The organism is Pseudoduganella sp. GW821-FHT11H04 (assembly GCF_058807935.1).
Genome location: NZ_JBXARE010000002.1, coordinates 541,816 through 563,266, shown reverse-complemented (window position 1 = coordinate 563,266; position 21,451 = coordinate 541,816). Strand labels below are relative to the sequence as shown.

At 62.2% G+C, this 21,451-nt stretch carries 14 protein-coding genes, 1 pseudogene and 2 riboswitches; of the genes and pseudogenes, 7 read left to right on the top strand and 8 right to left on the bottom strand.

Annotated features, from left to right (window positions below; genetic code table 11):
* Positions 1-24: 24 nt before the first annotated feature.
* The 5 genes from AC1RTP_RS06335 to smc form a co-directional block, all read right to left on the bottom strand.
* A complete protein-coding gene (locus tag AC1RTP_RS06335; protein ID WP_498605713.1) occupies positions 25-2,007 on the bottom strand; it encodes an OPT family oligopeptide transporter in 1,983 nt (660 codons plus the stop codon).
* A 77-nt stretch (positions 2,008-2,084) separates the two neighbouring features.
* A complete protein-coding gene (def, locus tag AC1RTP_RS06330; RefSeq protein ID WP_498605712.1) occupies positions 2,085-2,621 on the bottom strand; it encodes a peptide deformylase in 537 nt (178 codons plus the stop codon).
* Positions 2,622-2,623: 2 nt separating this feature from the next.
* Positions 2,624-4,969, bottom strand: a complete 2,346-nt coding sequence (gene ligA, locus AC1RTP_RS06325; RefSeq protein WP_498605711.1) for an NAD-dependent DNA ligase LigA — start codon at positions 4,967-4,969, stop codon at positions 2,624-2,626.
* Positions 4,970-4,977: 8 nt separating this feature from the next.
* Complete coding sequence (locus AC1RTP_RS06320; protein WP_498605710.1) at positions 4,978-6,102, bottom strand: cell division protein ZipA C-terminal FtsZ-binding domain-containing protein; 1,125 nt, start codon at positions 6,100-6,102, stop codon at positions 4,978-4,980.
* Between the two features lie 14 nt (positions 6,103-6,116).
* The gene (gene smc / locus AC1RTP_RS06315) at positions 6,117-9,647 is read right to left on the bottom strand and encodes a chromosome segregation protein SMC (protein ID WP_498605709.1); all 3,531 of its coding nucleotides are present in this window, start codon (positions 9,645-9,647) and stop codon (positions 6,117-6,119) included.
* 79 nt (positions 9,648-9,726) lie between these two features.
* Here smc and AC1RTP_RS06310 point away from each other — a divergent pair, with 79 nt between their 5' ends.
* Positions 9,727-10,197 carry a low molecular weight protein-tyrosine-phosphatase gene (locus tag AC1RTP_RS06310; RefSeq protein ID WP_498605708.1) on the top strand — a complete coding sequence of 157 codons (471 nt, stop codon included), beginning with the start codon at positions 9,727-9,729 and terminating at the stop codon, positions 10,195-10,197.
* On the opposite strand, the gene AC1RTP_RS06305 is transcribed toward AC1RTP_RS06310, so the two are convergent.
* The gene (locus AC1RTP_RS06305; protein ID WP_498605707.1) at positions 10,194-13,217 is read right to left on the bottom strand and encodes a DUF1631 family protein; all 3,024 of its coding nucleotides are present in this window, start codon (positions 13,215-13,217) and stop codon (positions 10,194-10,196) included. The genes AC1RTP_RS06310 and AC1RTP_RS06305 overlap by 4 nt on opposite strands.
* A 225-nt stretch (positions 13,218-13,442) precedes the next feature.
* On the opposite strand from AC1RTP_RS06305, the gene AC1RTP_RS06300 reads away from it, so the two are divergent.
* Positions 13,443-13,610 carry a hypothetical protein gene (locus AC1RTP_RS06300; RefSeq protein WP_498605706.1) on the top strand — a complete coding sequence of 56 codons (168 nt, stop codon included), beginning with the start codon at positions 13,443-13,445 and terminating at the stop codon, positions 13,608-13,610.
* A 55-nt stretch (positions 13,611-13,665) separates the two neighbouring features.
* On the opposite strand, the gene AC1RTP_RS06295 is transcribed toward AC1RTP_RS06300, so the two are convergent.
* Positions 13,666-14,226: an ATP-dependent Clp protease proteolytic subunit gene (locus AC1RTP_RS06295; protein WP_498605705.1), complete on the bottom strand. Its 561-nt coding sequence runs from the start codon at positions 14,224-14,226 to the stop codon at positions 13,666-13,668.
* 164 nt (positions 14,227-14,390) lie between these two features.
* On the opposite strand from AC1RTP_RS06295, the pseudogene AC1RTP_RS06290 reads away from it, so the two are divergent.
* The 5 genes and pseudogenes from AC1RTP_RS06290 to AC1RTP_RS06270 all read left to right on the top strand — a co-directional run.
* Positions 14,391-14,534 (top strand): annotated as a pseudogene (locus AC1RTP_RS06290) (transposase); the annotation flags it as partial.
* A gap of 128 nt (positions 14,535-14,662) precedes the next feature.
* Positions 14,663-14,748: riboswitch (glycine riboswitch) on the top strand.
* Positions 14,749-14,754: 6 nt separating this feature from the next.
* Positions 14,755-14,859, top strand: a riboswitch (glycine riboswitch).
* 49 nt (positions 14,860-14,908) lie between these two features.
* A complete protein-coding gene (gene gcvT, locus AC1RTP_RS06285; RefSeq protein WP_498605704.1) occupies positions 14,909-16,027 on the top strand; it encodes a glycine cleavage system aminomethyltransferase GcvT in 1,119 nt (372 codons plus the stop codon).
* Between the two features lie 46 nt (positions 16,028-16,073).
* On the top strand, positions 16,074-16,454 hold the full coding sequence (gcvH, locus tag AC1RTP_RS06280; RefSeq protein ID WP_498605703.1) for a glycine cleavage system protein GcvH: 381 nt from the start codon (positions 16,074-16,076) through the stop codon (positions 16,452-16,454).
* A 65-nt stretch (positions 16,455-16,519) separates the two neighbouring features.
* Positions 16,520-19,399, top strand: a complete 2,880-nt coding sequence (gcvP, locus tag AC1RTP_RS06275) for an aminomethyl-transferring glycine dehydrogenase (protein WP_498605702.1) — start codon at positions 16,520-16,522, stop codon at positions 19,397-19,399.
* 202 nt (positions 19,400-19,601) lie between these two features.
* On the top strand, positions 19,602-19,931 hold the full coding sequence (locus AC1RTP_RS06270; RefSeq protein WP_498605701.1) for a hypothetical protein: 330 nt from the start codon (positions 19,602-19,604) through the stop codon (positions 19,929-19,931).
* On the opposite strand, the gene AC1RTP_RS06265 is transcribed toward AC1RTP_RS06270, so the two are convergent.
* Positions 19,928-21,451, bottom strand: a complete 1,524-nt coding sequence (locus AC1RTP_RS06265) for a hypothetical protein (protein ID WP_498605700.1) — start codon at positions 21,449-21,451, stop codon at positions 19,928-19,930. The two genes, AC1RTP_RS06270 and AC1RTP_RS06265, sit on opposite strands and share 4 nt — an antisense overlap.

Genomic DNA, 21,451 nt, shown 5'->3' with positions numbered 1-21,451 from the left:
CCTTCAGGATCACTCCTGCAACGTTCAAGCTTCGATAGCGCGCGCCGAATTTGCCGACCAGCGGTACAAGCCCGCCACCACGACGGCTGCAACGGCCAGCGCGATCAGCATGGTGGTCGCTTCGGTCATGCTGTTTTTGATTGCCAGCGGCTCGCCATTATTGGACAGGACGATCAGGCCGGCCAGCGCTACGTTGAACAGGCTTTCGCCAACGATGAAGCCGGACATGATCAGCACGCCCAGGCGGGAAGCGCCTTCGCCGTACTTCTTACCCTTCATGGCTTTGTCGAAGAAGTAGCCGGCGATTGCGCCAACCACCACCGGCGAGGTCACTGCGGAAGGCAGGTAGATCGCCAGGCCAACGCCCAGCGGCGCGCAGCTGTATTTATTGCTGCTGGAACGCTTCAGGAAGAAGTCAATTGCTACCAGGACCAGGCCGATCAGGGCGCCGTAGCCGATCAGGTCCCATTTCAGGTCGCCGCCAATCACGCCCTTGGCAAGAGTCGAGATCAGGGTTGCCTGCGGCGCAGACAGCGGCTGCGCGGAGATCGCGTTCGCATTAGGTGCGCCGGCGAAACCGTAAGCATGGTTCAGCAGTTCCAGCACTGGCGGAACGACGCAGGAGCCGGCGAACACGCCGATGATCAGCGCCACCTGCTGCTTCCAAGGCGTAGCGCCGACCAGTTGGCCTGTCTTCAAGTCCTGCAGGTTGTCGTTACCGATCACGGCGACTGCCAGCACCACGGTGGTGACGAAGAGCGAGAAGGCAATCAGCGCCTGCGCAATATCCGGACCCATGATATGGCGGCCAATCACGCCAACCGAAGTCGCAGCGCCGAGGATGGTCAGGATAGCGATGCCGGACACCGGCGAATTCGACGAGCCGATCAGGCCAGCCATGTAGCCGCACACAGCGGCGGCGGCCATACCGGCCAGCGCGATGTAGGCAATACCAACCAGCACCAGCGGCGTCGAAATGGAAGCCAGCACGCCGCCTTCCAGGAAGGATGCCAGCAGCCAGCCGGCAGGCACCATGGCCAGCAGGGTTACCAGGCCAACGATAAATACCGGGATATCCTTGTCTTCACGCGGCACGTCCGCACCGCCCGCTTTCACACGGCGCGCGGTTTCCAGTGCCGACTTCAGGCCGCCAAGCACGGGCTTGCCCAGGGTCGCCAGCGTGACGATAGCGGCGGCGCCGATCGTGCCCGCGCCCATCATGCGCACCTTGGTGCTCCATACTTGCAGCGCGTGGTCGGCAACGCTCATGGCAGGCTGCGGGTCCATATTGGTCAGCAGCGGTACCAGTACTCCCCAGGCGATCACCAGACCTACCAGCATGGCGATGCCGACGCTGATACCCATCAGGTGACCGGCGCCGATCAGTGCCAGCGAGCTCGAAGCGCCCATGCCGGTGGAACCACTACCGACGCGAACGAAGGCGGCAACTTCCGAAGCGATCAGCTTGGCCGCGCCGAGGAAGGCGAATACGGCCGATGCAACGGAGCCCCAGATCACAGCCCACAGGCCGGCTTTACCTTCCTGCGCGCCGGAACGCGACTGGGTGCCGACTTTCAGCACTTCCGCCGCAGCGACACCTTCAGGATATGGCAGGTCCGATTGCGACACGAGCGCGCGGCGCAGCGGCATGGTGTACATCACGCCCAGCACGCCGCCAATGGCGCAAGCGCCAAAGGTCGGCCAGAACGGGATTTTCGCCCACCAGCCGATCATCAGCAGGCCTGGCAGCACAAAGATCACCGACGCCAGCGTGCCCGCCGCCGAAGCGATGGTCTGAACGATATTGTTTTCCTGGATCGTCGCATCCTTGAATGCGCTAAGCAGGGCCATGGAAATCACGGCGGCAGGAATCGAGGTGGCGAAGGTCAGGCCGACTTTCAGGCCCAGGTAAACCTGCGCCGCAGTGAAGACCAGGGTAATCAGGATGCCGAGGACAATGCCGCGGATACTAAATTCGAGCGGGTTGTTTTGCGACGAGTTGCTCATCTGGGGAAATCCGTTGTGTTGATAAGGATGCAAATTGGCGGGGATATTACGCCAGATTTCCCGGCGCCGCCAACAAATCAGTCGTCGTCGCCTGGATCGAGGTCGGGGAACAACACCGAGGTAAATCCGAACTTGGAGAAGTCGCGAATCCGTGCTGGGTAGAGAATGCCCAGCAAGTGGTCCACCTCATGCTGAACCACGCGCGCATGGAAGCCATCGGCATCGCGCACAATACGTTCGCCGAACTGGTCGTAGCCTTCGTAATGGAGCTCGGTATAGCGCGGCACACTGCCGCGCAGGCCCGGCACCGACAGACAGCCCTCAAAGCCTTCTTCCATGTCGTCGCTGATTGGCGTCAATACAGGGTTGATCAGCACCGTTTCAGGCACTTGCGGTGCATCCGGATAGCGCGTGTTGGCTTTGAAGCCGTAAATCACCAGTTGCAGGTTCACGCCAATCTGCGGCGCGGCCAGGCCGGCGCCGTTCGCTGCGTGCATGGTGTCGAACATGTCGATAATCAGGGCGTGCAGTTCCTTGGTATTGAACTCGCGCACCGGTTCGGCCACGCGCAGCAGCCTTGGGTCGCCCATTTTCAGGATTTCACGAACTGCCATGCTCAGCCTCCCAGCAGTGCGAGCAAGCCCGCTTCATCAAGAATGGTGACGCCCAGTTCTTCGGCTTTGGCCAGCTTGCTGCCGGCTTCCGCGCCTGCGACGACATAGGATGTTTTCTTCGATACCGAACCGGAGACCTTGCCGCCCGCCGATTCGATCAGGGCTTGCGCCTGGTCGCGGCTCATGGTCGGCAGCGTGCCGGTGAGTACGAAAGTTTTGCCCGTCATCGCGCCTTCAGCGTCGGCCACTTCCGGCAGTTGCGCCAGCAATGCTTCGCGCAACTCGTGCAGGGCAAGCAGCGAGTCGCGGTTCGCTTGCTCGCCGAGCCAGGCCTCGAGCCCCTGCTCGACCGTCGCCGGCAAGCCGAACACGTTGTAGATCGTCAGGTGGGACAACGCCTCCAGCGTCATGCCTTGCTCCACCAACTGCCGCGCACGCGGCTCGGTCATCTTCGGGATGCCGAGGGCCGCCAGCAGCGCCACAGGATCAAGCTTTTCGCGCAACGCGGCCTTTGGTGCATGTTCGCCTTTCGGCGCCACGCCTGCGGCCAGCAGCGCGTCCAGTGCTTCCTGGTTGCGTTCTTCGGCGAAGAAGTCGGCAATCGATTCGGCTACCGTGCCGCCAATGTCCGGCAGCACGCGCAGCAATGCCACTGGCGCCCTGCGGATCAATTCCAGCTTACCCAGCCAGTCGGCCAGGGTCTTGGCGGTGGATTCGCCGACGTGGCGGATGCCCAGTGCGAACAGCAGGCGTTCCAGTGGAGGGTTCTTGCTGGCGGCGATCGCGTCCAACAGGTTTTCCGCCCATTTGGTCGGCACCTTGCCCTGGGCCACGGTTTCCGGTGTCGTACCTTCGCGCTCGTCGGCCAGGCGCTTCATTTTCAGCATGTCGTCCAGCGTCAGGCGGAACAGGTCCGCCACACCGTGCACAAGGTTGCACTCGACCAGGTTGTCGATATAGCGGTCGCCCAGGCCTTCGATGTCCATCATGCGGCGGCCGCAGAAGTGGCGGATCGCCTCCTTGCGCTGGGCCGAGCAGAACAAACCGCCGGAGCAGCGCGCCACGGCTTCATCAGGTTCGCGCACGACGTGCGAGCCGCAGACCGGGCATTCGGTCGGTAGCGCCCACGCCATCGGTTCCGGCGATGGACGCTTGTCCAGCACCACGGACAGCACTTCCGGGATCACGTCGCCGGCTCGGCGCACAATCACGGTGTCGCCAACGCGCACGTCCTTGCGGCGCACTTCATCTTCATTGTGCAGCGTGGCGTTGGTGACGGTCACACCGCCAACGAACACGGGCGCCAGGCGCGCCACAGGCGTGATCGCGCCGGTGCGGCCAACCTGCACTTCGATGGCCTGCACCGTGGTCAGCGCCTCTTCCGCCGGGAATTTATGCGCCAGCGCGAAACGCGGCGCGCGGGAAACGAAGCCCAGCGCGCGCTGATCTTCGAAACGGTTGGTCTTGTAGACGACACCATCGATTTCGTAAGGCAGCGAAGGGCGCGCCTTGCCGATACGCTCGTAATAACCCAGCAAGCCATCTTTGCCCAGCACCACATCACGCTCGGCGCAAACAGGCAGGCCAAGTTCGGCGTACCAGTCAAGCAGCGCACTGTGCGTCGCTGGCAGTTCGGCGCCGGTTAGTTCGCCGATGCCGTAGGCGTAGAAACTGAGCTTGCGTGCAGCGGTGATGCGCGAGTCGAGCTGGCGCAGCGCGCCCGCCGCGGCATTGCGCGGGTTGACGAACTCTTTCTGCCCCAGCTCGCGCTGGCGGGCGTTCAGTGCTGCGAAATCGGCCTTGAACATCAGCACTTCACCACGCACTTCCAGCACCGGCGGCGGTGCGTCGCTATTCAGGCGCAGCGGAATGCCTTTAATGGTGCGGATATTGGCGGTGACGTCTTCTCCGGTGTAGCCATCGCCGCGCGTGGCCGCTTGGACGAAGACGCCGTTCTCGTAGCGCAGGTTGATCGCCAGGCCGTCGAACTTGGCTTCAGTGGCGTATTCGACCAGTTGCACCGCGTCCAGGCCCTCGCGCACGCGGCGGTCGAAGTTCTCGATATCTTCGTCATTGAAGCCGTTGTTCAGCGACAGCATCGGCACGGCGTGGGTGACTGAAGCGAATTCCGCCAGCGGCGGTGCGCCAACGCGCAGGGTCGGCGAATCCGGCGCCTGCAGTTCGGGATGGACTGCCTCGATCGATTGCAGCTCAACGAACAGCTTGTCGTACTCCGCGTCGGGAACGGTTGGCGCGTCGAGCACGTGGTAAGCGTGCAGGTGGCGGTTCAGTTCCGCCGTCAGCCAGGCGGCGCGTTCGGCGGGTGTTGCGTGTTGGGTGTTGCTCATGTTTCTGATCAGCTGAACAGGCGCAGCGCGCGGGTGGAACCGGCCGGAATATCCGATGCTGCCATGTCGTCGTAAAACTCTTTTACCTGGCCGGCGATGCTGGCCAGAGTTTCGTCAGCCAGCGGCTGGTTAGCGTCGTCCACGATGGTCGCGTCGAGGCGGGCCATCAGGTTCTTGGCGCAGGCGATCATCGAGCCGAAGCCGTCGCGTACCGGAGCCACGCATGGCACGTCGAGCAGCAGCGTCAGGCGCGAAGTGGTTTCCTCGGCCAAGGTAACGTTGGTGGACAGGGAGAACAGGTGACCGCCCTCGCCGTCCGGCATGGCGTAACGGCCGTCTGGACGTACGTCGAAGCCTAGTTTTTCCAGTGCGCCCAGCAGCGTTGCGATATTCCATGGGGCGCCGTTGGACGCCAGGTTCACGCCCAGTTGCGCGTCATGGTTGGCGACGAAGCGGTGCAGGTTTTTCGCGTCCTGCATTACCTCGATCATGTCCGGGATTTGCGGCTCTGCGCCAATCTCGTCGGATACGCTGCGCAGGCGGGTAACTAGTTCGGAGTATTCCAGTTCGTTCAGCGCGGTGCTGCGGCTGGCCAGTTGCACGCCACCCTGCAGCTTGGTGTACACCACGCCGTGGCGCACAGGCTCCCAATCACCGCTCACGGCCAGGCCGATGAAGTGAACCGGCTTGTTGCCGACAAAGCGCAGCTTTTGCAGCGCAGGCAGCAGCTTCTCGCCGCGCGAAGGCGCTTCCAGTTCCAGCGGCAGCAGGCAATCGATCAGCGGGTCGACCAGGCAAGTCGCCAGTTCCTCGGCCGGCACATCCGCATCGGCGGTGCGCACTGGCGCAGCTGGTTCATCGCTATCCGGAGCAAAACTAGGCGCGGAGACGCCGCCGACATGGCTGCCGATATGTTCCGGCACGCCGTAAGCGCCGGAGCCGGCGTCCGGCATCGGCACGTCGTCCATGTGGAAGCGCGGTTCGGCGCGCACGCCGTCGTCGGCACGCATCAGGACATCGTCGTGCTGGCCATCAAAGGCGCGCTCGACGCGTCTTTTCAGCTTGTACTCTTGCCACTTGTTGTAGCTAATGACGCCGACGACGAATACGCCGCCTGCGGCAATCAAACTCATTTGGAAATCTGTAATCATGCGGCTTGAGCCTCTGTAGCAAATGATGCGGCGGATTCCATGTCCACCGCCACGATGCGCGACACGCCTTGTTCCTGCATCGTCACACCGATCAGTTGATTGGCCATCTCCATCGCAATCTTATTGTGCGAAATGAAGAGGAATTGGGTCTGGTCGGACATGCGCTTCACCATGCGGCAGAAGCGCTCGGTATTGGCGTCGTCCAACGGCGCATCCACCTCGTCCAGCAGGCAGAATGGCGCGGGATTCAAGCGGAACATCGAGAACACCAGGGCCGTTGCGGTCAGCGCTTTTTCGCCGCCGGACAGCAGGTGGATGGTGGCGTTCTTCTTGCCTGGCGGCTGCGCCATGACCTGCACGCCGGAGTCGAGGATTTCCTCGCCGGTCATGATCAGCTTCGCCTGGCCGCCGCCGAACAGGATCGGGAACAGCTCGGAGAAGCTCTGGTTGACGCGGTCGAAGGTGTCTTGCAGCAGGTCGCGCGTTTCCTTGTCAATCTTGGTGATCGCATCTTCCAGCGTTGCAATCGCTTCGTTCAGGTCGCGGTTCTGCGCGTCGAGGAAGTTCTTGCGTTCCGATGCTGTCGCCAGTTCGTCCAGCGCGGCCAGGTTGACGGCGCCCAGCGCGGCGATGGCGTTGGTCAGGCGCGTCACCTCGCCTTGCAGGTAGGAGGCCTTCATGTCCGGGTGCAGCTTCTCGGCCAGCGCCGCTTCGTCAGCCTGCACTTCAGCCAACTGCTGCGCGAATTGTTCCTGGTTCAGGCGCGCCGCCTGTTCCTTCAGCTGCATCTCGGTGATTTTGTCGCGCTGCGGCTGCAGGCTGCGCTCACCCTGCATGCGGGCGTCTTCGAACTGGCGCAGCTGCTGCGTGATCTGGTCGAGTTCATGGCGGGCGTCGGCCAGCGCGCGCTCTTGCTGCGTGCGGCGGTCCAGCAGGTCCTGCAGGCCTTCGTTGGCGGTGCCGGCTTCCAGGCTTGCCAGTTCGAGCTGGCCGGCTTGCAGGCTCTCGCCCACTTGCGCGACTTGCGCGGTAGCGGTGGCGATGCTGCGGCGCAGTTCATCGATGCGGTTGCGGCCCGACTTCTCGGCGAATTCCGCTTCCTGCGCTTTGCGTTCCAATTCACGCAAGGCTTCGCGAGCGTCGGCCAGGCGCTGCTCCTTTGCCATGAAGGCGGTCTGGCCGTCTTCGTGTTCGCCTTGCAGGTTGCCCAGCTCCATATCGAGCCGTTCGAATTTCTCTTCCGATTCCAGCTTGACCTGCATCTGTTCTTCTTCCTGCGCGGCGATTTCCGCCAGGTCGGTCTCGATCTGGTTGCTGCGCTGGTTGAAGCGGGCTTCGATTTCGGACAGTTTGACCACTTCCAGCTGCAGGGTATGCACGCTGGCGGTCAGGCTTTGCACCTTGCCGCGCAGCTCGGTCAGCAGGCGGCTATGGTTGCCCAGTGCGGCGTCGGCACGCACGGCGCGGCTGCGCGCTTCTTCGGCCAGCATCGATTGCGCGCGCAGTTGCTTGGTGATGTTGTCGATCTCGTGCTGGCGGCCCAGCATCCCGGCTTGTTCGTCGTCCGCAGCGTAGAAGCGCACGGACGATTGGGTGATGATATGACCTTGTTTGGTGACGAAACAGCCGCCAGCCGGCAGCGTGCCGCGCGCTGCGAAGGCGCTGGCGTTGTCGTCGGCCAGGAAGACGTTGTGCAGCCAGTCTTGCAGGACGCCGCGCAGGCCTGGGTCATTCAGTTTCAGGAGGTCGATGAAGGGGCGCAGAGACGCTCCGCTTGCGCCGGCGTCTGCGGAGGCGGCGACGGCAGGCGCAAACAGCGCCAGCTTGGCCGGCGGGGCGTCGCTGAAGAAGTGCTTGGCCCACTCGATATTGGACACCTGCAGCGCCGATGTGCGCTCGCGCAGCACGGCTTCCAGCGCCGTTTCCCAGCCCTCTTCAATATCCAGCTTCTGCCACAGGCGCGGCAGCTCGTTCAGCTCATGCTTTTGCAGCCAAGGCGTGATCTTGCCTTCGGTCTGCACACGCTCCTGCAGCTGGCGCAGCGCATTCAGGCGCGCTTCCAGCTGGTGGGTTGCGGCGGATTCGGATTGCACGGCGGCTTGCGCAGCCTGGCGCTCTTCTTCGAGCTTAGGCTGCTGCTCCATCGCCTCTTCGAGCATCATGTTCTGCTCTTCCAGCGATTGCTGCTTTTCCTCCAGTTGCATCTTCAGGTTGGTCAGGTGCGAGGAATCGGGCATCGCCAGGCCGCCCTTCTCCTGCTGCAGTCGCTCCTTGCGGGTCGCCAGGCTGGCCAGGATGTTGGAAGCGTTGCGCTGATGCGCAGATTCCAGCTCCAGCTGCTGCTGCGCCTGCATGATGCGGGCGCGCGATTCGGTGCTCTTGGTTTGCGCCTCGCGCCACTCCTGCTCCATCACCGGCAGCATTTCGCCCTTCTGCTCCGCCAGCATGCGCGCTTCTTCCACGCGTGCCGACAGTTCTTCCAGGTTGATCTCGGCCTCGGCGACCTGGCCGCCGTATTCCTCGGCCTGCTGCGCCCACTGGTCGCGTTGCGCGGTCAAGGCTCCGATCTGCTGCTGCAACCGGGTGCGCGACTCGATCACGAACTTGATCTGCGCCTCCAGGCTGCCGATCTCGGAGTTGGTCTGGTACAGGTGGCCCTGCGCCTGGTGCAGGCGGTCGCCGACAGCGAAGTGGGCCTGGCGCATCTGCTCCAGGGTCAGCTCCACGTTGCGCAGCTTGGCGGTCTGCTCCTCGAGGTCGTTCTGCGCCTGTTCCATATCGCGGAAATAGCGCGCCTGCTCATTCTGCGCTTCGGTCTTGCGCAGCAGCCAGAGCAGCTTCTGTTTCTCGTCCTGGTCCGATTGCAGCTGGTGGAACTTGGTCGCGACGGCGGCCTGGCCTTCCAGCTTTTCCAGGTTGTTATTCAGCTCGCGCAGGATGTCATCCACGCGCAGCAGGTTTTCACGCGTATCGTGCAGGCGGTTTTCGGTTTCCCTGCGGCGCTCCTTGTACTTCGACACGCCTGCAGCTTCTTCCAGGAATACGCGCAACTCTTCCGGGCGCGATTCAATGATGCGCGAGATCATGCCCTGGCCGATGATCGCGTAAGCGCGCGGGCCAAGGCCGGTACCGAGGAAGATATCCTGGATATCGCGCCGGCGCACTGGTTGGCCGTTGATGTAGTACGTGGACGTGCCATCGCGCGTCAGCGTGCGCTTGACCGCGATTTCCGCGTACTGGCCCCATTGGCCGGACGCCTTGCCCTCGTTGTTGTCGAACACCAGCTCCACGGACGCACGGCCGGCTGGCTTGCGATGGGTGGAACCGTTGAAAATCACGTCCTGCATCGACTCGCCGCGCAGTTCGGACGCTTTGGATTCGCCCAGCACCCAGCGCACTGCGTCGATAATATTGGACTTGCCGCAACCGTTTGGACCAACCACGCCGACCAGCTGGCCGGGTACCTGGAAATTGGTGGGATCGACGAACGACTTAAATCCCGACAATTTGATGGAAGATAGACGCACGTTTTATCTGTACTTCGCCCGCTGGGACGTGTTAAAAAAGTGGCTAATCATACCATTTTCCCTGTAGGGCAAGAACAAAATGAAGACCAGAACCGCCATCCTGTTTGTATGCATGGGTAACATTTGTCGCTCCCCGACCGCAGAGGGAGTATTCCGGGGCCGCGCAGAAGCAGCAGGACTGGACCTGCACATCGATTCAGCAGGCACCCACGCCTACCACATCGGCGATCCGCCCGACGCACGCTCCACCCGCCACGCCGCCATTCGGGGCTATGATCTCAGCGCCCAGCGCGCCCGCAAGGTTGCCGCCGAAGACTTCGAAAACTTCGATTACGTGCTGGCGATGGACCACGACAACCTGGAGATCCTGCTGCGCGCCTGCCCGGCACAACACCGCCACAAAGTGCGGCTTTTCATGGAGTTTGCCTCGCGCTCAGGCTCGGACGTGGTGCCCGACCCTTATTACGGCGGCGCGAACGGCTTTGATACGGTGCTGGACTACATTGAGGACGCAGCGGACGGCCTGCTGGCCGCCCTGCGCAAGAATTAAGCAGAGGTGCCGTTGGCCGGCACGTCGTGATGCTCGTCGTTGACAGCGGCGACACCGCTCATTGCCACTGACAGGGCTGCGGCCACCACGCCCTCGGTGCGGATCAGGCGAACTGTACCATTGCGGAACTGCTGCGCCATCGCATCGCCGGTGATCGAGAAAGCTTCCTGGCGGCCCGTGGTCGAGAAGATATAGAGCGTTTTAAGTGGACTGATCCAGGCCAGCTTGACCTTGCGCTTGCTTCCGTCTTCCTGGTCGAATTCCAGCCACATGCCGCGCGCCAGACTATCCACCTCGATATTCGCATCATCGTCTGGAGGCGGCACTTCTTCAGCCTTCACTTCGGCCACGGCTTGCAGTTGCATGCGGCGCTCGGCATCCTGCTTCGCCACTTCCATCGCGATCTCGACCTGGCGTTCAGGCGACATTTCGATCGGCGCACGCACGATCGAAGCGTGGCATTCCGCCAGTTCAGCGAAGAACTGAAGGCGATCGGCATCCTGCCACTTAACCACGTCCAGCCACTTGTTCAGGGTGGACAGCAAGGTCGGCAGCTTGGAAATCAGTTTCTTGCGCTCGTCCTGGGTGATCTTTGGACGCACGCTCCAGATCAGGTCATCCATGGTCTGGGTCGCGTTGTTGACGGCGCCCGGTTTGTCGTCTTCCACGCTGTAGGCGATGGTCAGGACCGACACCCACTTGTTCTGCAAGAAGGCTTCGACAATCGCGACCACTTCGCCGGTGCCGATGCGCAGCGCCACGGCATCCTTGGCCGACTTAGCGGCGACCGACATTTTTTCCTGCTTCAGCGCCTTCGCGATCGGCTCCGCCATGGCGGCAGCCGCTGCGGCCTCCTCCGCTTTGATGGACGCTTCGAGCTCGTTCACCGCTTCGGTGAACACGGTCATCTCTTCTTCGTGATCCTGGCTGACCTTTTCCACGCTGCGCTGCATGGCTTTGTACAGCGGATCATCCGGATCCTTATGCTGCTCCCAGCCCATGCGCGACAGCAGGTCGATCATGCGGCGGGCCGGGTGCGCTTCCTGGAAGAAGAAGTTCTTGTCGACCAGAGCGGCCTTCAGTACCGGGATCTGCAAGAAGCGGATCAGGTCACGGATTTCAGGGGAGATGCTGGAGTCGCGGAAGACCGTATCGAACACCGCCGACAGCAGGTCGATAGTGCCTTCGTCGGCGCGCGTCAGGCTGCCGGCTGGCGCTTGCTCTTTAATCTGAGGAAGCAGGAAGACATTGCCCATCGAGCCGCCTGCTGCAAAGCCCGGAGCCGGCATCGTGCCCCCGCCATCTACCGACGAACCGGCCGCAAAGCCGCCCGCGAAGCCAGGCGCCAGGCCCACGGCAGGCATCGCGCCGCTATCGGAGCCCGCACCGGCGCTTGCAAACACCGCGCCACTCGGCACGCCGCGCTGCAATTGCGCCAGGAAGTTCATCAGGGGTTCTTTGGCGCTCAGCAGGGATGCGCGCTGGGCCGCTTCATTGTTCGCGCCGCCGTGGAAGCCTTGCGCAGGACCTTGCGTCCAGCCGCCCGCAGGCACTGCGACACCGCCCGGCACGCCTGGCACCGCAACGCCCGAAAGCATTCCGCCAGGGACGCCGGAGCCAGGCACTCCGCCGCCGCTCATCAACGGCATATCCGTCATCGCGGTCCCGCCGGACATCTGCATGCCCGCCATCGCAGGGACGCCGACCATTGCTGGTCCACCGGCCATCGCCGGCCCGCCTACCGCGACTGGGCCACCAGCCATCACAGGACCGCCAGCCATCGCCACGCCGGGAGCGACACCAATGCCGCCCTGGACCGCCATGCCCGGCATGCCACCGCCAGAGATAATCGGGAAGCCGCCGCCGGACACTACGCCCCCGGCCGGAATACCCATCCCACCGGCTCCATGAGCGACAGGCACACCCGCCATCACCGGCGCAGCGCCTCCAGCCACACTGCCATGCATCATCGGCACGCCACCAGACATTGCCATGCCAGGCGCACCGGCCGATACAAAGCCTCCTGCTGGCATTACCTGCCCTGGCGCCGCCATCGTCGGCGCGGCGCTGCCTGGAGCAGGAATCGACGGCGCAGAAACCACTGGCGCAGCGGACGAATCATTTGTATGCGCCGGCGTGCCATACAGGCCCGGCGTAACGCTCAAGGTTGGCAGCGATAAATCAAGGTCGCCCAACTGCTCAAATCCCGTCGGCGCAGGCTTGCCGCCGCCAGGCGTTTCACCACCCGAGAAGAAATTGCGCAGCTGTTCAGCCAGCGCGGCCTGCTGGTTCTTCTTGCGCCCCGATGCCTGCGAGGCATCGTGCGAATCAGCGCGGCGCGTCTTGTGTTTTTCCACCGAACCCGGGCCAACGCCCTTGCGTTCAAGTGCAGTATTCAGCTCTTCCAGCATATCGCTGAACTTGAAAAAATCTTCAGGCCGCAGGAATGGCTTCATCAGCTCCGCGGCCTCCTCGTCCTTGATAAAGTCCATCCAGGCTTGCTGGAAAGAACCAAGGAACACCTCGGGACGGAAAGGATTCTGGTTGATGCGCAGGATGTCGCGATCCAGCAGGAAAGCCAGGCGCACATTCAGCGTCGCGAGGCCATCGGAATATTTGACCTCGAATGCCTTGCTGAAGCTGCCCATGGTCACCTTGGTGTCCATTTCCTCCATCGACACCAGGGACAGCGCCTCGATGCCCTTGGGCACAGGCGCCTTCTGGCCCGGCGCCAGCTGCGCGATCTCGTTCCGGAGGTCTTTTTCCAACTGTTCGCCAAAAACGCCCAGGAAACCGTAATGGTCGGTGCGCAGCCGGTTGCCCGCGCGCAGACGCGCTTGCATGGTCTTGACGTCGGTCGCGTCTGTCGCATCCACCAGGCTGGCCGCCCAGTTGGTACACAGTTCTTTGAATTGCTCGCTGACGTGCTTGTTGACCAGGCTGATCAGGTTTTCCAGAAGCGCATGCCGCGGCGTGACCGCTTTTTTGGGCGCCGAAGATGTGGGGTTTTCTGGAAGCATGATTTTGCCTGACTTTGAGGGTTATTCATATTGTCGCAGATTCTTTCCATATGGCAATACCCGAACACAAAGAATCTGCAAATATTTACGGCAATGTAGTCAAACTGTTGAGCACGCACCACGAGGGTGCAGGACTAGTCCTACAAAGTGTTAAGTTGCATGCCGATTCACGTTTACTATTACACAAAGCATCATGAAGTTCCCATCCTTCAGAAAGGAACCATCATGAAATCCAAGCAGAAATCGAGCAAACAGAGCTCAAGTTCCGGCACCCGCCAGAGCGCCGACCAGGGCTCGCGTTCGGGCGCACAGCCGGCCAACCAGCAATCCGACACTGGCCGCCAGGCCAAGACGGACAAGAAGAACCCTTCAAGCCGTAGCGGCAATCGATAAATGAGGGGGCTTTACGCGATGGGGCCCGGGAGCATGCTTCCGGGCCCTTGCTGTTTCAGATGTTGGTGACGCGCTTGCCCTTTGGCGGCTTGAAGTCGGCGACCTCGTTGACCAGGCCGACTTTGGCTGCTTCCGGCGCTGTCAGGTGCAGATCCGAATAGGCGTGGATGTTCCAGTGTTCTTCGGTCAAATGCACGTATTTGCGCAGGATGGATTCGGTGCGGGCATCGTCGGCCTGCAAGCCTTCCACGATGATGCGCAGGGCGTCGGGCCGGGCGCCATGCGGTGCGCTGGCGTGCGATTTGTGCACCATGAAGCGCGCCGTCTCGCTGGCATAACGCTCGTCGCCCGACAGGAACAGGATCACCGCAATCGACGCCACCGCCCCACCGTTGTAGGTGATGATCTTGATAGGCAGGTTGCGCAGGTAGTTGTGCAGGCAGAGGCCGTCGCTGACGTAGCCGCCGTTTGACTGGAGCAGGATATGGGCGGTCTCGATGCCGTCCTCCGTCATGTCGGCCACCGCATCGAACACACGGTGCACCATATCGCTGTTCACGTCACCGGACAAGGTGAACCACGCTTCCGTATCTCGTTTTTGCTTTTCTTCGCTCATGGTCGCTCCACTTATGGACATGGATGTTGGAGCCATTCTAGCGCAGACAGGAGCGATGTTACGTCCGCATTACCCCTCCAGAACATCCTCAAGCCTCCTTGCCAATATAGTTTTCCCCATCCAGCGCGACAACTCCTCCTGCGTCGCATCTTCAATCCGCCGCCTTCCAGAGGAAAAATTATCCGTCGATAAGGAACAAGCTGTGGGACGGAGCTTTGTGGTCACCTTCATATTTCGCAGGTAGTTGCGATGGGGCGCCAAGTGCAGCGATCCGGCAATATATCCAACAGCAACAATCGCCGCACTAACGCAAGGTGGAGGATTGGAGCGCGAACCTCATTCTGCGGCCCATGCCGCGCCCCTTGGACCAGCAAGCCTGCGTCAAGTTCCCGCCCCACCTAAGATTGACTTTATTGCCCTCCTGTCATATAGTCCCAAGTCTTGATCGGGAGAGACCAGCGAACGCTGGCGCCGAAGGGGCATTACCCAGAAACTCTCAGGCAAAAGGACCGAACAAGGGCCCAAACGGGCTAAAACTCTGGAGAGCGGCCCGCCATGGCGCGGGGCCCACCGAAGGGGCGTGCGGGATTACCTTCCCGTTATCTCTCAGGTACCAAGGACAGAGGGGTAGGCGTAATCATGTTTACGTTTATTAACCCCTATTCTCTGCCCTGAGGTATCAATGTCGCTCAAAGCAACCCCACTGAACAATGCTCACCGTGCCCTCGGCGCCCGTATGGTCGACTTCGGCGGCTGGGACATGCCTGTCAACTACGGCTCCCAGATCGAAGAGCACCACGCCGTGCGCACCGACGTCGGCATGTTCGACGTGGCCCACATGTGCGTCGTTGACATCAAGGGCGCCAACGTACGCTCCTTCCTGCGCGGCCTGGTCGCCAACAACGTCGACAAGCTGCAGGTGTCCGGCAAGGCGCTGTACTCCGCCATGCTGAACCCTGAAGGCACTGTCATCGACGACCTGATCATCTACTTCATCAACGAAGACTGGTTCCGCCTGGTGGTCAACGCCGGCACCGCGGAGAAAGACATCGCCTGGATGGAGAAGCAGAACGCAGCCACCAACGCCGGCCTGACCATTACCCAACGCCGCGACGGCGCCAACGCCATGGCCCTGATCGCCGTGCAAGGCCCGAACGCCCGCGCCAAGGTATGGGAAGTCATCCCACAGGCTAAAGAAGCCACCGCCGAAATGAAGCCATTCAACGTTGCCCTGGTTCCAGGCACCGCCTTCGGTGAAGCCATGGTTGCCCGCACCGGCTACACCGGTGAAGATGGTTTCGAAATCGGCGTGCCTGCTGAACAGGCAGAAGCACTGTGGAACGCCCTGAACGCAGCCGGCGTGAAGCCAGCTGGCCTGGGCGCACGCGACACCCTGCGCCTGGAAGCCGGCATGAACCTGTACGGCCAGGACATGGACGAAACCGTGAACCCGCTGGACGCCGGCCTGGCATGGACCATCGACCTGGTCTCCGAGCGCGACTTCATCGGCAAAGCAGCCCTGCTGGCAAAAGGCCAGAACGCACAATTCGTCGGCTTGATCCTGCGTGAAAAAGGCGGCGTGCTGCGCGCCCACCAGAAAGTCATCGCCGCCAACGGCGAAGCAGGAGAAATCACTTCCGGCACCTTCTCCCCGACCATGCAGCAGGCAATCGCACTGGCGCGCGTGCCGATGGGCGTGAACGTGGGCGACACCGTGCACGTGGAAATCCGCGACAAGAAGCTGGCCGCCACCGTCGTGAAGCTGCCTTTCGTCCGTAACGGTAAAATCCTGGTTGCTTAAGCCAGATTGAGCACAAATAAACAATAACCTTAGCCTTGGAGCCAACATGAGCAACATTCCAGCAGACCTGAAGTACACCGAGTCCCACGAGTGGGTACGCGCTGAAGCGGACGGCACCGTTACCGTCGGCATCACCGAATTCGCGCAAGAAGCCCTGGGCGACATCGTGTTCGTCGAGCTGCCAAAAGTCGGCGCCTCCTTCACCGCCGGCGACGACGCCGCCGTGGTGGAATCGGTGAAAGCCGCTTCCGACATCTACGCCCCGGTATCGGGCGAAGTGGTCGCAGTGAACGACGCCGTGACCGGCGCGCCTGAGTCGATCAACGCCGACGCTTACGCGAACTGGCTGTTCAAGATCAAGCCTAGCGATGCCAACGCCATCAACGGCCTGCTGGACGCAGCTGCTTACGGCAACGTCGCACACTAATTCCTGCATTACCGGGCCCGCCATGCGCGGGCCCTTTTGACATTCTGGCCAAGAGATTTCCCACCATGACCCGCACCAGCCTGACCCAACTTGAAGCCCGCGATGCATTCATCGCCCGCCACATCGGCCCGGAAGCCGCAGAACAGCAAGAAATGCTGGACGTGCTCGGCTACGCAACCCGCGCCGCCCTGATCGATGCCATCGTCCCACCTGGCATCCGCAACAAGAGCGCCCTGCCACTGGGCCAGTTCACCCAGCCGCTGCCGGAAAACGAGGCGCTGGCCAAGCTGAAAGGCATCGCCTCCAAGAACAAGGTGCTGAAATCCCTGATCGGCCAGGGCTACTACAACGCCCACACCCCGGGCGTGGTACTGCGTAACATCTTCGAAAACCCAGCCTGGTACACCGCTTACACCCCGTACCAGCCAGAGATCTCCCAGGGCCGCCTGGAAGCGATCCTGAACTTCCAGCAGGTGCTGATCGACCTGACCGGCATGGCCATCGCCAACTCGTCCATGCTGGACGAAGGCACCGCCGCTGCCGAAGCCATGACCCTGATCCAGCGCGTCGGCAAGTCCAAGTCGAACACCTTCTACGTCGCCAACGACGTGCTGCCGCAGACCCTGGAAGTGGTGCAGACCCGCGCCGAGCCGCTGGGCATCACCGTCAAGACCTTCGACCCAGCCGAACTGGCCGGCGTGACCGACGCTTTCGGCGTGCTGCTGCAATACCCAGGCGTGAACGGCGTTGTGCGCGACTACCGCGCCGCCGTTGAAACCGTGAAGTCCACCGGCGCCATGGTGATCGTTGCCGCCGACCTGCTGGCACTGACCATGCTGACCCCTCCGGGCGAATGGGGCGCCGACGTCGTCGTCGGTAACTCGCAGCGCTTCGGCGTGCCGCTGGGCTTCGGCGGCCCGCACGCCGGCTACATGGCTACCCGCGACGAATACAAGCGCTCCATGCCAGGTCGCCTGGTTGGCGTGACCATCGACCAGAACGGCAACAAGGCTTACCGCCTGGCCCTGCAGACCCGCGAACAGCACATCCGCCGCGAAAAAGCGACCTCCAACATCTGTACCGCACAGGTGCTGCTGGCCGTGATGGCTTCCATGTACGCCGTCTACCACGGTCCTAAAGGCCTGAAGCAGATCGCCGAGCGCACCCACCGCTACGCAGGCATCCTGGCAGCCAACCTGAAGTCCCTGGGCTACTCGGTCAACGAATCCTTCTTCGACACCCTGACCGTCGTTACCGACAAAGCTGACGCTCTGCACGCAGCCGCCGTCGCCGCCGGCATCAACCTGCGCAAGATCGACGCCAAGCACGTCGGCATCTCGCTGGACGAAACCTGCGACCGCGATACCCTGGCTGCTCTGTGGAACGTGTTCAGCGGCGGCAAAGCTGCTCCTGACTTCGACGCAGTTGAAGCTTCGGTTGGCAACAGCTTCCCGGAAGCGCTGGTGCGTAGCTCCGCCTACCTGGAGCACCCAACCTTCAACCGCTACCACAGCGAAACAGAAATGCTGCGCTACCTGCGTTCCCTGGCCGACAAGGACCTGGCGCTGGACCGCACCATGATCCCGCTGGGTTCCTGCACCATGAAGCTGAACGCCACCAGCGAAATGATTCCTGTGACCTGGCCTGAGTTCTCGTCGATCCACCCGTTCGCGCCAAACGACCAGACCGTCGGCTACCGCGAAATGATCGCCCAGCTGGAAGACATGCTGTGCGCCGCTACCGGCTATGCCGCAGTATCCCTGCAGCCTAACGCTGGTTCGCAAGGCGAATACGCCGGCCTGCTGGTGATCAAGAAGTACCACGAGTCCCGCGGCGAAGGCCACCGCAACGTCTGCCTGATCCCATCGTCGGCACACGGTACCAACCCAGCATCCGCCGCCATGGTAGGCATGCAGGTTGTCGTAACCGCCTGCGACGACAAGGGCAACGTTGACCTGGTCGACCTGAAAGCCAAGGCAGAACAGCACTCCAAGAACCTGGCTTGCGTGATGGTGACCTACCCATCGACCCACGGCGTGTTCGAAGACGGCATCACCGAACTGTGCGAAATCATTCACTCGCACGGCGGCCAGGTTTACGTCGACGGCGCCAACATGAACGCACTGGTTGGCGTAGCCGGCCCAGGTTCGTTCGGCGGCGACGTATCGCACCTGAACCTGCACAAGACCTTCTGCATTCCACATGGCGGTGGCGGCCCAGGCGTCGGCCCGATCGGCGTTGGCGCACACCTGGCCAAGTTCCTGCCGAACCAGCGTTCCAACGGCTATGTGCGTAGCGAAGACGGCATCGGCTCGATTTCGGCCGCGCCGTTCGGCTCTGCATCGATCCTGCCGATCTCCTGGATGTACATCGCCATGATGGGCGAAGTCGGCCTGACCGCAGCGACCGAAACCGCGATCCTGAACGCTAACTACGTTGCACGCCGCCTGGCGCCGCACTTCCCAGTGCTGTACTCGGGCCACGACGGCCTGGTTGCGCACGAGTGCATCCTGGACCTGCGTCCGCTGACCGATGCCACCGGCATCAGCAACGAAGACGTGGCCAAACGCCTGATGGACTTCGGCTTCCACGCACCGACCATGAGCTTCCCTGTTCCAGGCACGCTGATGATCGAGCCGACCGAATCCGAGTCCAAAGTCGAACTGGACCGCTTCATCGACGCCATGATCGCCATCCGCGCTGAAATCGCCAAGGTTGAATCGGGCGAGTTCGACAAGCTGGACAACCCGCTGAAGTTTGCACCGCACACCGCAGAAGTGCTGCTGGCCGACAAGTGGGACCGCAAGTACAGCCGCGAAGTGGCCGCCTACCCAGTGCCATCGCTGCGCAAGCAGAAGTACTGGCCACCGGTCGGCCGCGCCGACAACGTGTACGGCGACCGCAACCTGTTCTGCGCATGCATTCCAGTTAGCGACTACGCGTAAGCGCACGCTTGCCTGAAATGGAAAACGCCGGTACCTTCGGGTTCCGGCGTTTTTTTATTTTGAAAACCGGCAAACCCATGTCTGACCCGCAGGGTCAGACACGTTCGGCCCGCGACCGCCGCGTATCGGGGTCTGACCCTGCGGGTCAGACGGGGCGGCCATCCGACCGGTTTACCGGTTTGCCGGGTTTAAAGGAACACGAATGAAACAATCTACCAAAGCAGCCCTACTCTCAGGCCTGGTCTTCCCCGGCCTCGGCCAACTGGTCTTCCAAAAACGTCCCAAACGCGGCCTGGCCTTCCTCATCCCCGCCCTGGCTGCAACCATCTGGATCATGGCCGGCATCATCCAAAGCGCCAACCAATTGCTCGACGAAGCCATGAGCGGCCGCCTCGCGCCCGACCCTGTCTCGATCACCGAACGCCTGCATCAAACCAGTACGCTCTCCGGCGCCGAAGCCGCCAGCTGGATCCTGTTAATCTGCTGGGTCGCCAGCCTTATCGACGCCCTGCTAGTCAAGGACAAATCTTAAGCCACACTGCGCGCAACGCGAGCCGCTCGCTGCACCTCTTGCGCCTCATCATCCCACACCGCAGCCTGGGTAATCTCCTCCGCCCCAACCTGCGCGCCATCCGAATTAAAGCGCAGCCAGGCCAACGCCCCGCCCGGCGTCACACCAATCGCATGCACCCCGCCATAATTCGGCGCCGCCATCAACGCCGCCATCACCAAGGTAGTAGCGATCGGCACCGGCATCCCCCAATGACCGCCCTGCTTGCGGCACACCAGCCAAAGTCCGCCAGCACCGTCGCCATACGCCAGGTACTCGCCAAGTGACGTAGCCTCGCTCCACACCACGCAAGCGCCACCGATATTCGCCACCGGCTGCGGAATCGACTGCCCGCCGCGATAGACCACGATGCTTTCACCGGCCACAAACACGTCCGGCACATTCGGCACATTGGAAGGCGCCAGGTGCAGTGAAGAAGCACGGCGCGGCAGCCCCTGGTAATCAATCGCAATGCCCCACGCCGCAGCGCGCGCAAAGCTATTGAAGCGCAACGTGCGGCCAGCAGACGTATCACTCAAGCACCAGGCTCCCGGCACCCGATAGCTGCCAACCGCCCTCGCCACGGAGGCCGCACCATCCTGCTCCTCCCACGCCAGCAACGGCCCATCCATCGCCGCATTGAAGTACCAGGTATGTGCAGCCGTCACCAGCACCATCGGCACCGCGCCAGACTGCAACAGGCCAAACGAGATCCGAGTCACATCATCTTCAATCTCCGGCACCTGGCGCGGCGCCATGCCACGCAATACTTCGACCCAGCCCGCCTCGTCCAGATGGTTGGAAATACCGACCGCCACATGCAAGGTCGGACCAGCAGCGCTGCCCCAAGGCGCAACCGCCATTGCCAGCGCGATCGTGCCGTCCGGGGCTTGCTGCACATCCAGCGCCTGCACCTTGCCCGGCTGGTTCAGAGGCAGCATCCCGCTCAAATCGGTTTGCGACCAGCGGCCAAAAGGCGTACGGCGGAACATGTACAGCGAACGGTTCGCACCGAGCGAAAACACCAACGGCAAGCCCGAACCATCGCGCACCACGAACAGCGGCGAGCGCGTCACCGCAGGCGCGGCGCAAGGGCTGGAGCGATAGCCGGATTCATACAACGGCACCAGTTCCTGCCGCACCAGCGCAGGCAACTCGCGACCAGCGTTCAGCTGGCTACGCCAGTAAGCCATGTCCGCCGGTTGCGACGCATCGTAGCGATCAAACACCGCGTTATAAGCGCGCAGCAGGCGCTCCTTTTGATCCAGCTCCGCCAATTCAGGGCGCGCCAGCAAATGCAGCGCCAGCTCGGAACGGCCGCGCACCGCATCGCCCTGGCAGCTATAGAGAGTAGTCCACGACAACGCTTCACTTGCCATCGGTTCACGTTGCAGCACAATGCGCGACACCCGCGCAGCAGCAAAACTCAAAGCGCCCGACGCACAGGCACCGCCCCATTGTCGTACCTGTGCCACCGGCACAGATGTCATCAGCACAGACAT

Coding starts and splice junctions, on each gene's coding strand:
- AC1RTP_RS06335 (WP_498605713.1), bottom strand. CDS start 2,007: ATGAGCAACTCGTCGCAAAACAACCCGCTCGAATTTAGTATCCGCGGC.
- def (WP_498605712.1), bottom strand. CDS start 2,621: ATGGCAGTTCGTGAAATCCTGAAAATGGGCGACCCAAGGCTGCTGCGC.
- ligA (WP_498605711.1), bottom strand. CDS start 4,969: ATGAGCAACACCCAACACGCAACACCCGCCGAACGCGCCGCCTGGCTG.
- AC1RTP_RS06320 (WP_498605710.1), bottom strand. CDS start 6,102: ATGAGTTTGATTGCCGCAGGCGGCGTATTCGTCGTCGGCGTCATTAGC.
- AC1RTP_RS06310 (WP_498605708.1), top strand. CDS start 9,727: ATGAAGACCAGAACCGCCATCCTGTTTGTATGCATGGGTAACATTTGT.
- AC1RTP_RS06305 (WP_498605707.1), bottom strand. CDS start 13,217: ATGCTTCCAGAAAACCCCACATCTTCGGCGCCCAAAAAAGCGGTCACG.
- AC1RTP_RS06300 (WP_498605706.1), top strand. CDS start 13,443: ATGAAATCCAAGCAGAAATCGAGCAAACAGAGCTCAAGTTCCGGCACC.
- AC1RTP_RS06295 (WP_498605705.1), bottom strand. CDS start 14,226: ATGAGCGAAGAAAAGCAAAAACGAGATACGGAAGCGTGGTTCACCTTG.
- gcvT (WP_498605704.1), top strand. CDS start 14,909: ATGTCGCTCAAAGCAACCCCACTGAACAATGCTCACCGTGCCCTCGGC.
- gcvH (WP_498605703.1), top strand. CDS start 16,074: ATGAGCAACATTCCAGCAGACCTGAAGTACACCGAGTCCCACGAGTGG.
- gcvP (WP_498605702.1), top strand. CDS start 16,520: ATGACCCGCACCAGCCTGACCCAACTTGAAGCCCGCGATGCATTCATC.
- AC1RTP_RS06270 (WP_498605701.1), top strand. CDS start 19,602: ATGAAACAATCTACCAAAGCAGCCCTACTCTCAGGCCTGGTCTTCCCC.
- AC1RTP_RS06265 (WP_498605700.1), bottom strand. CDS start 21,451: ATGTCTGTGCTGATGACATCTGTGCCGGTGGCACAGGTACGACAATGG.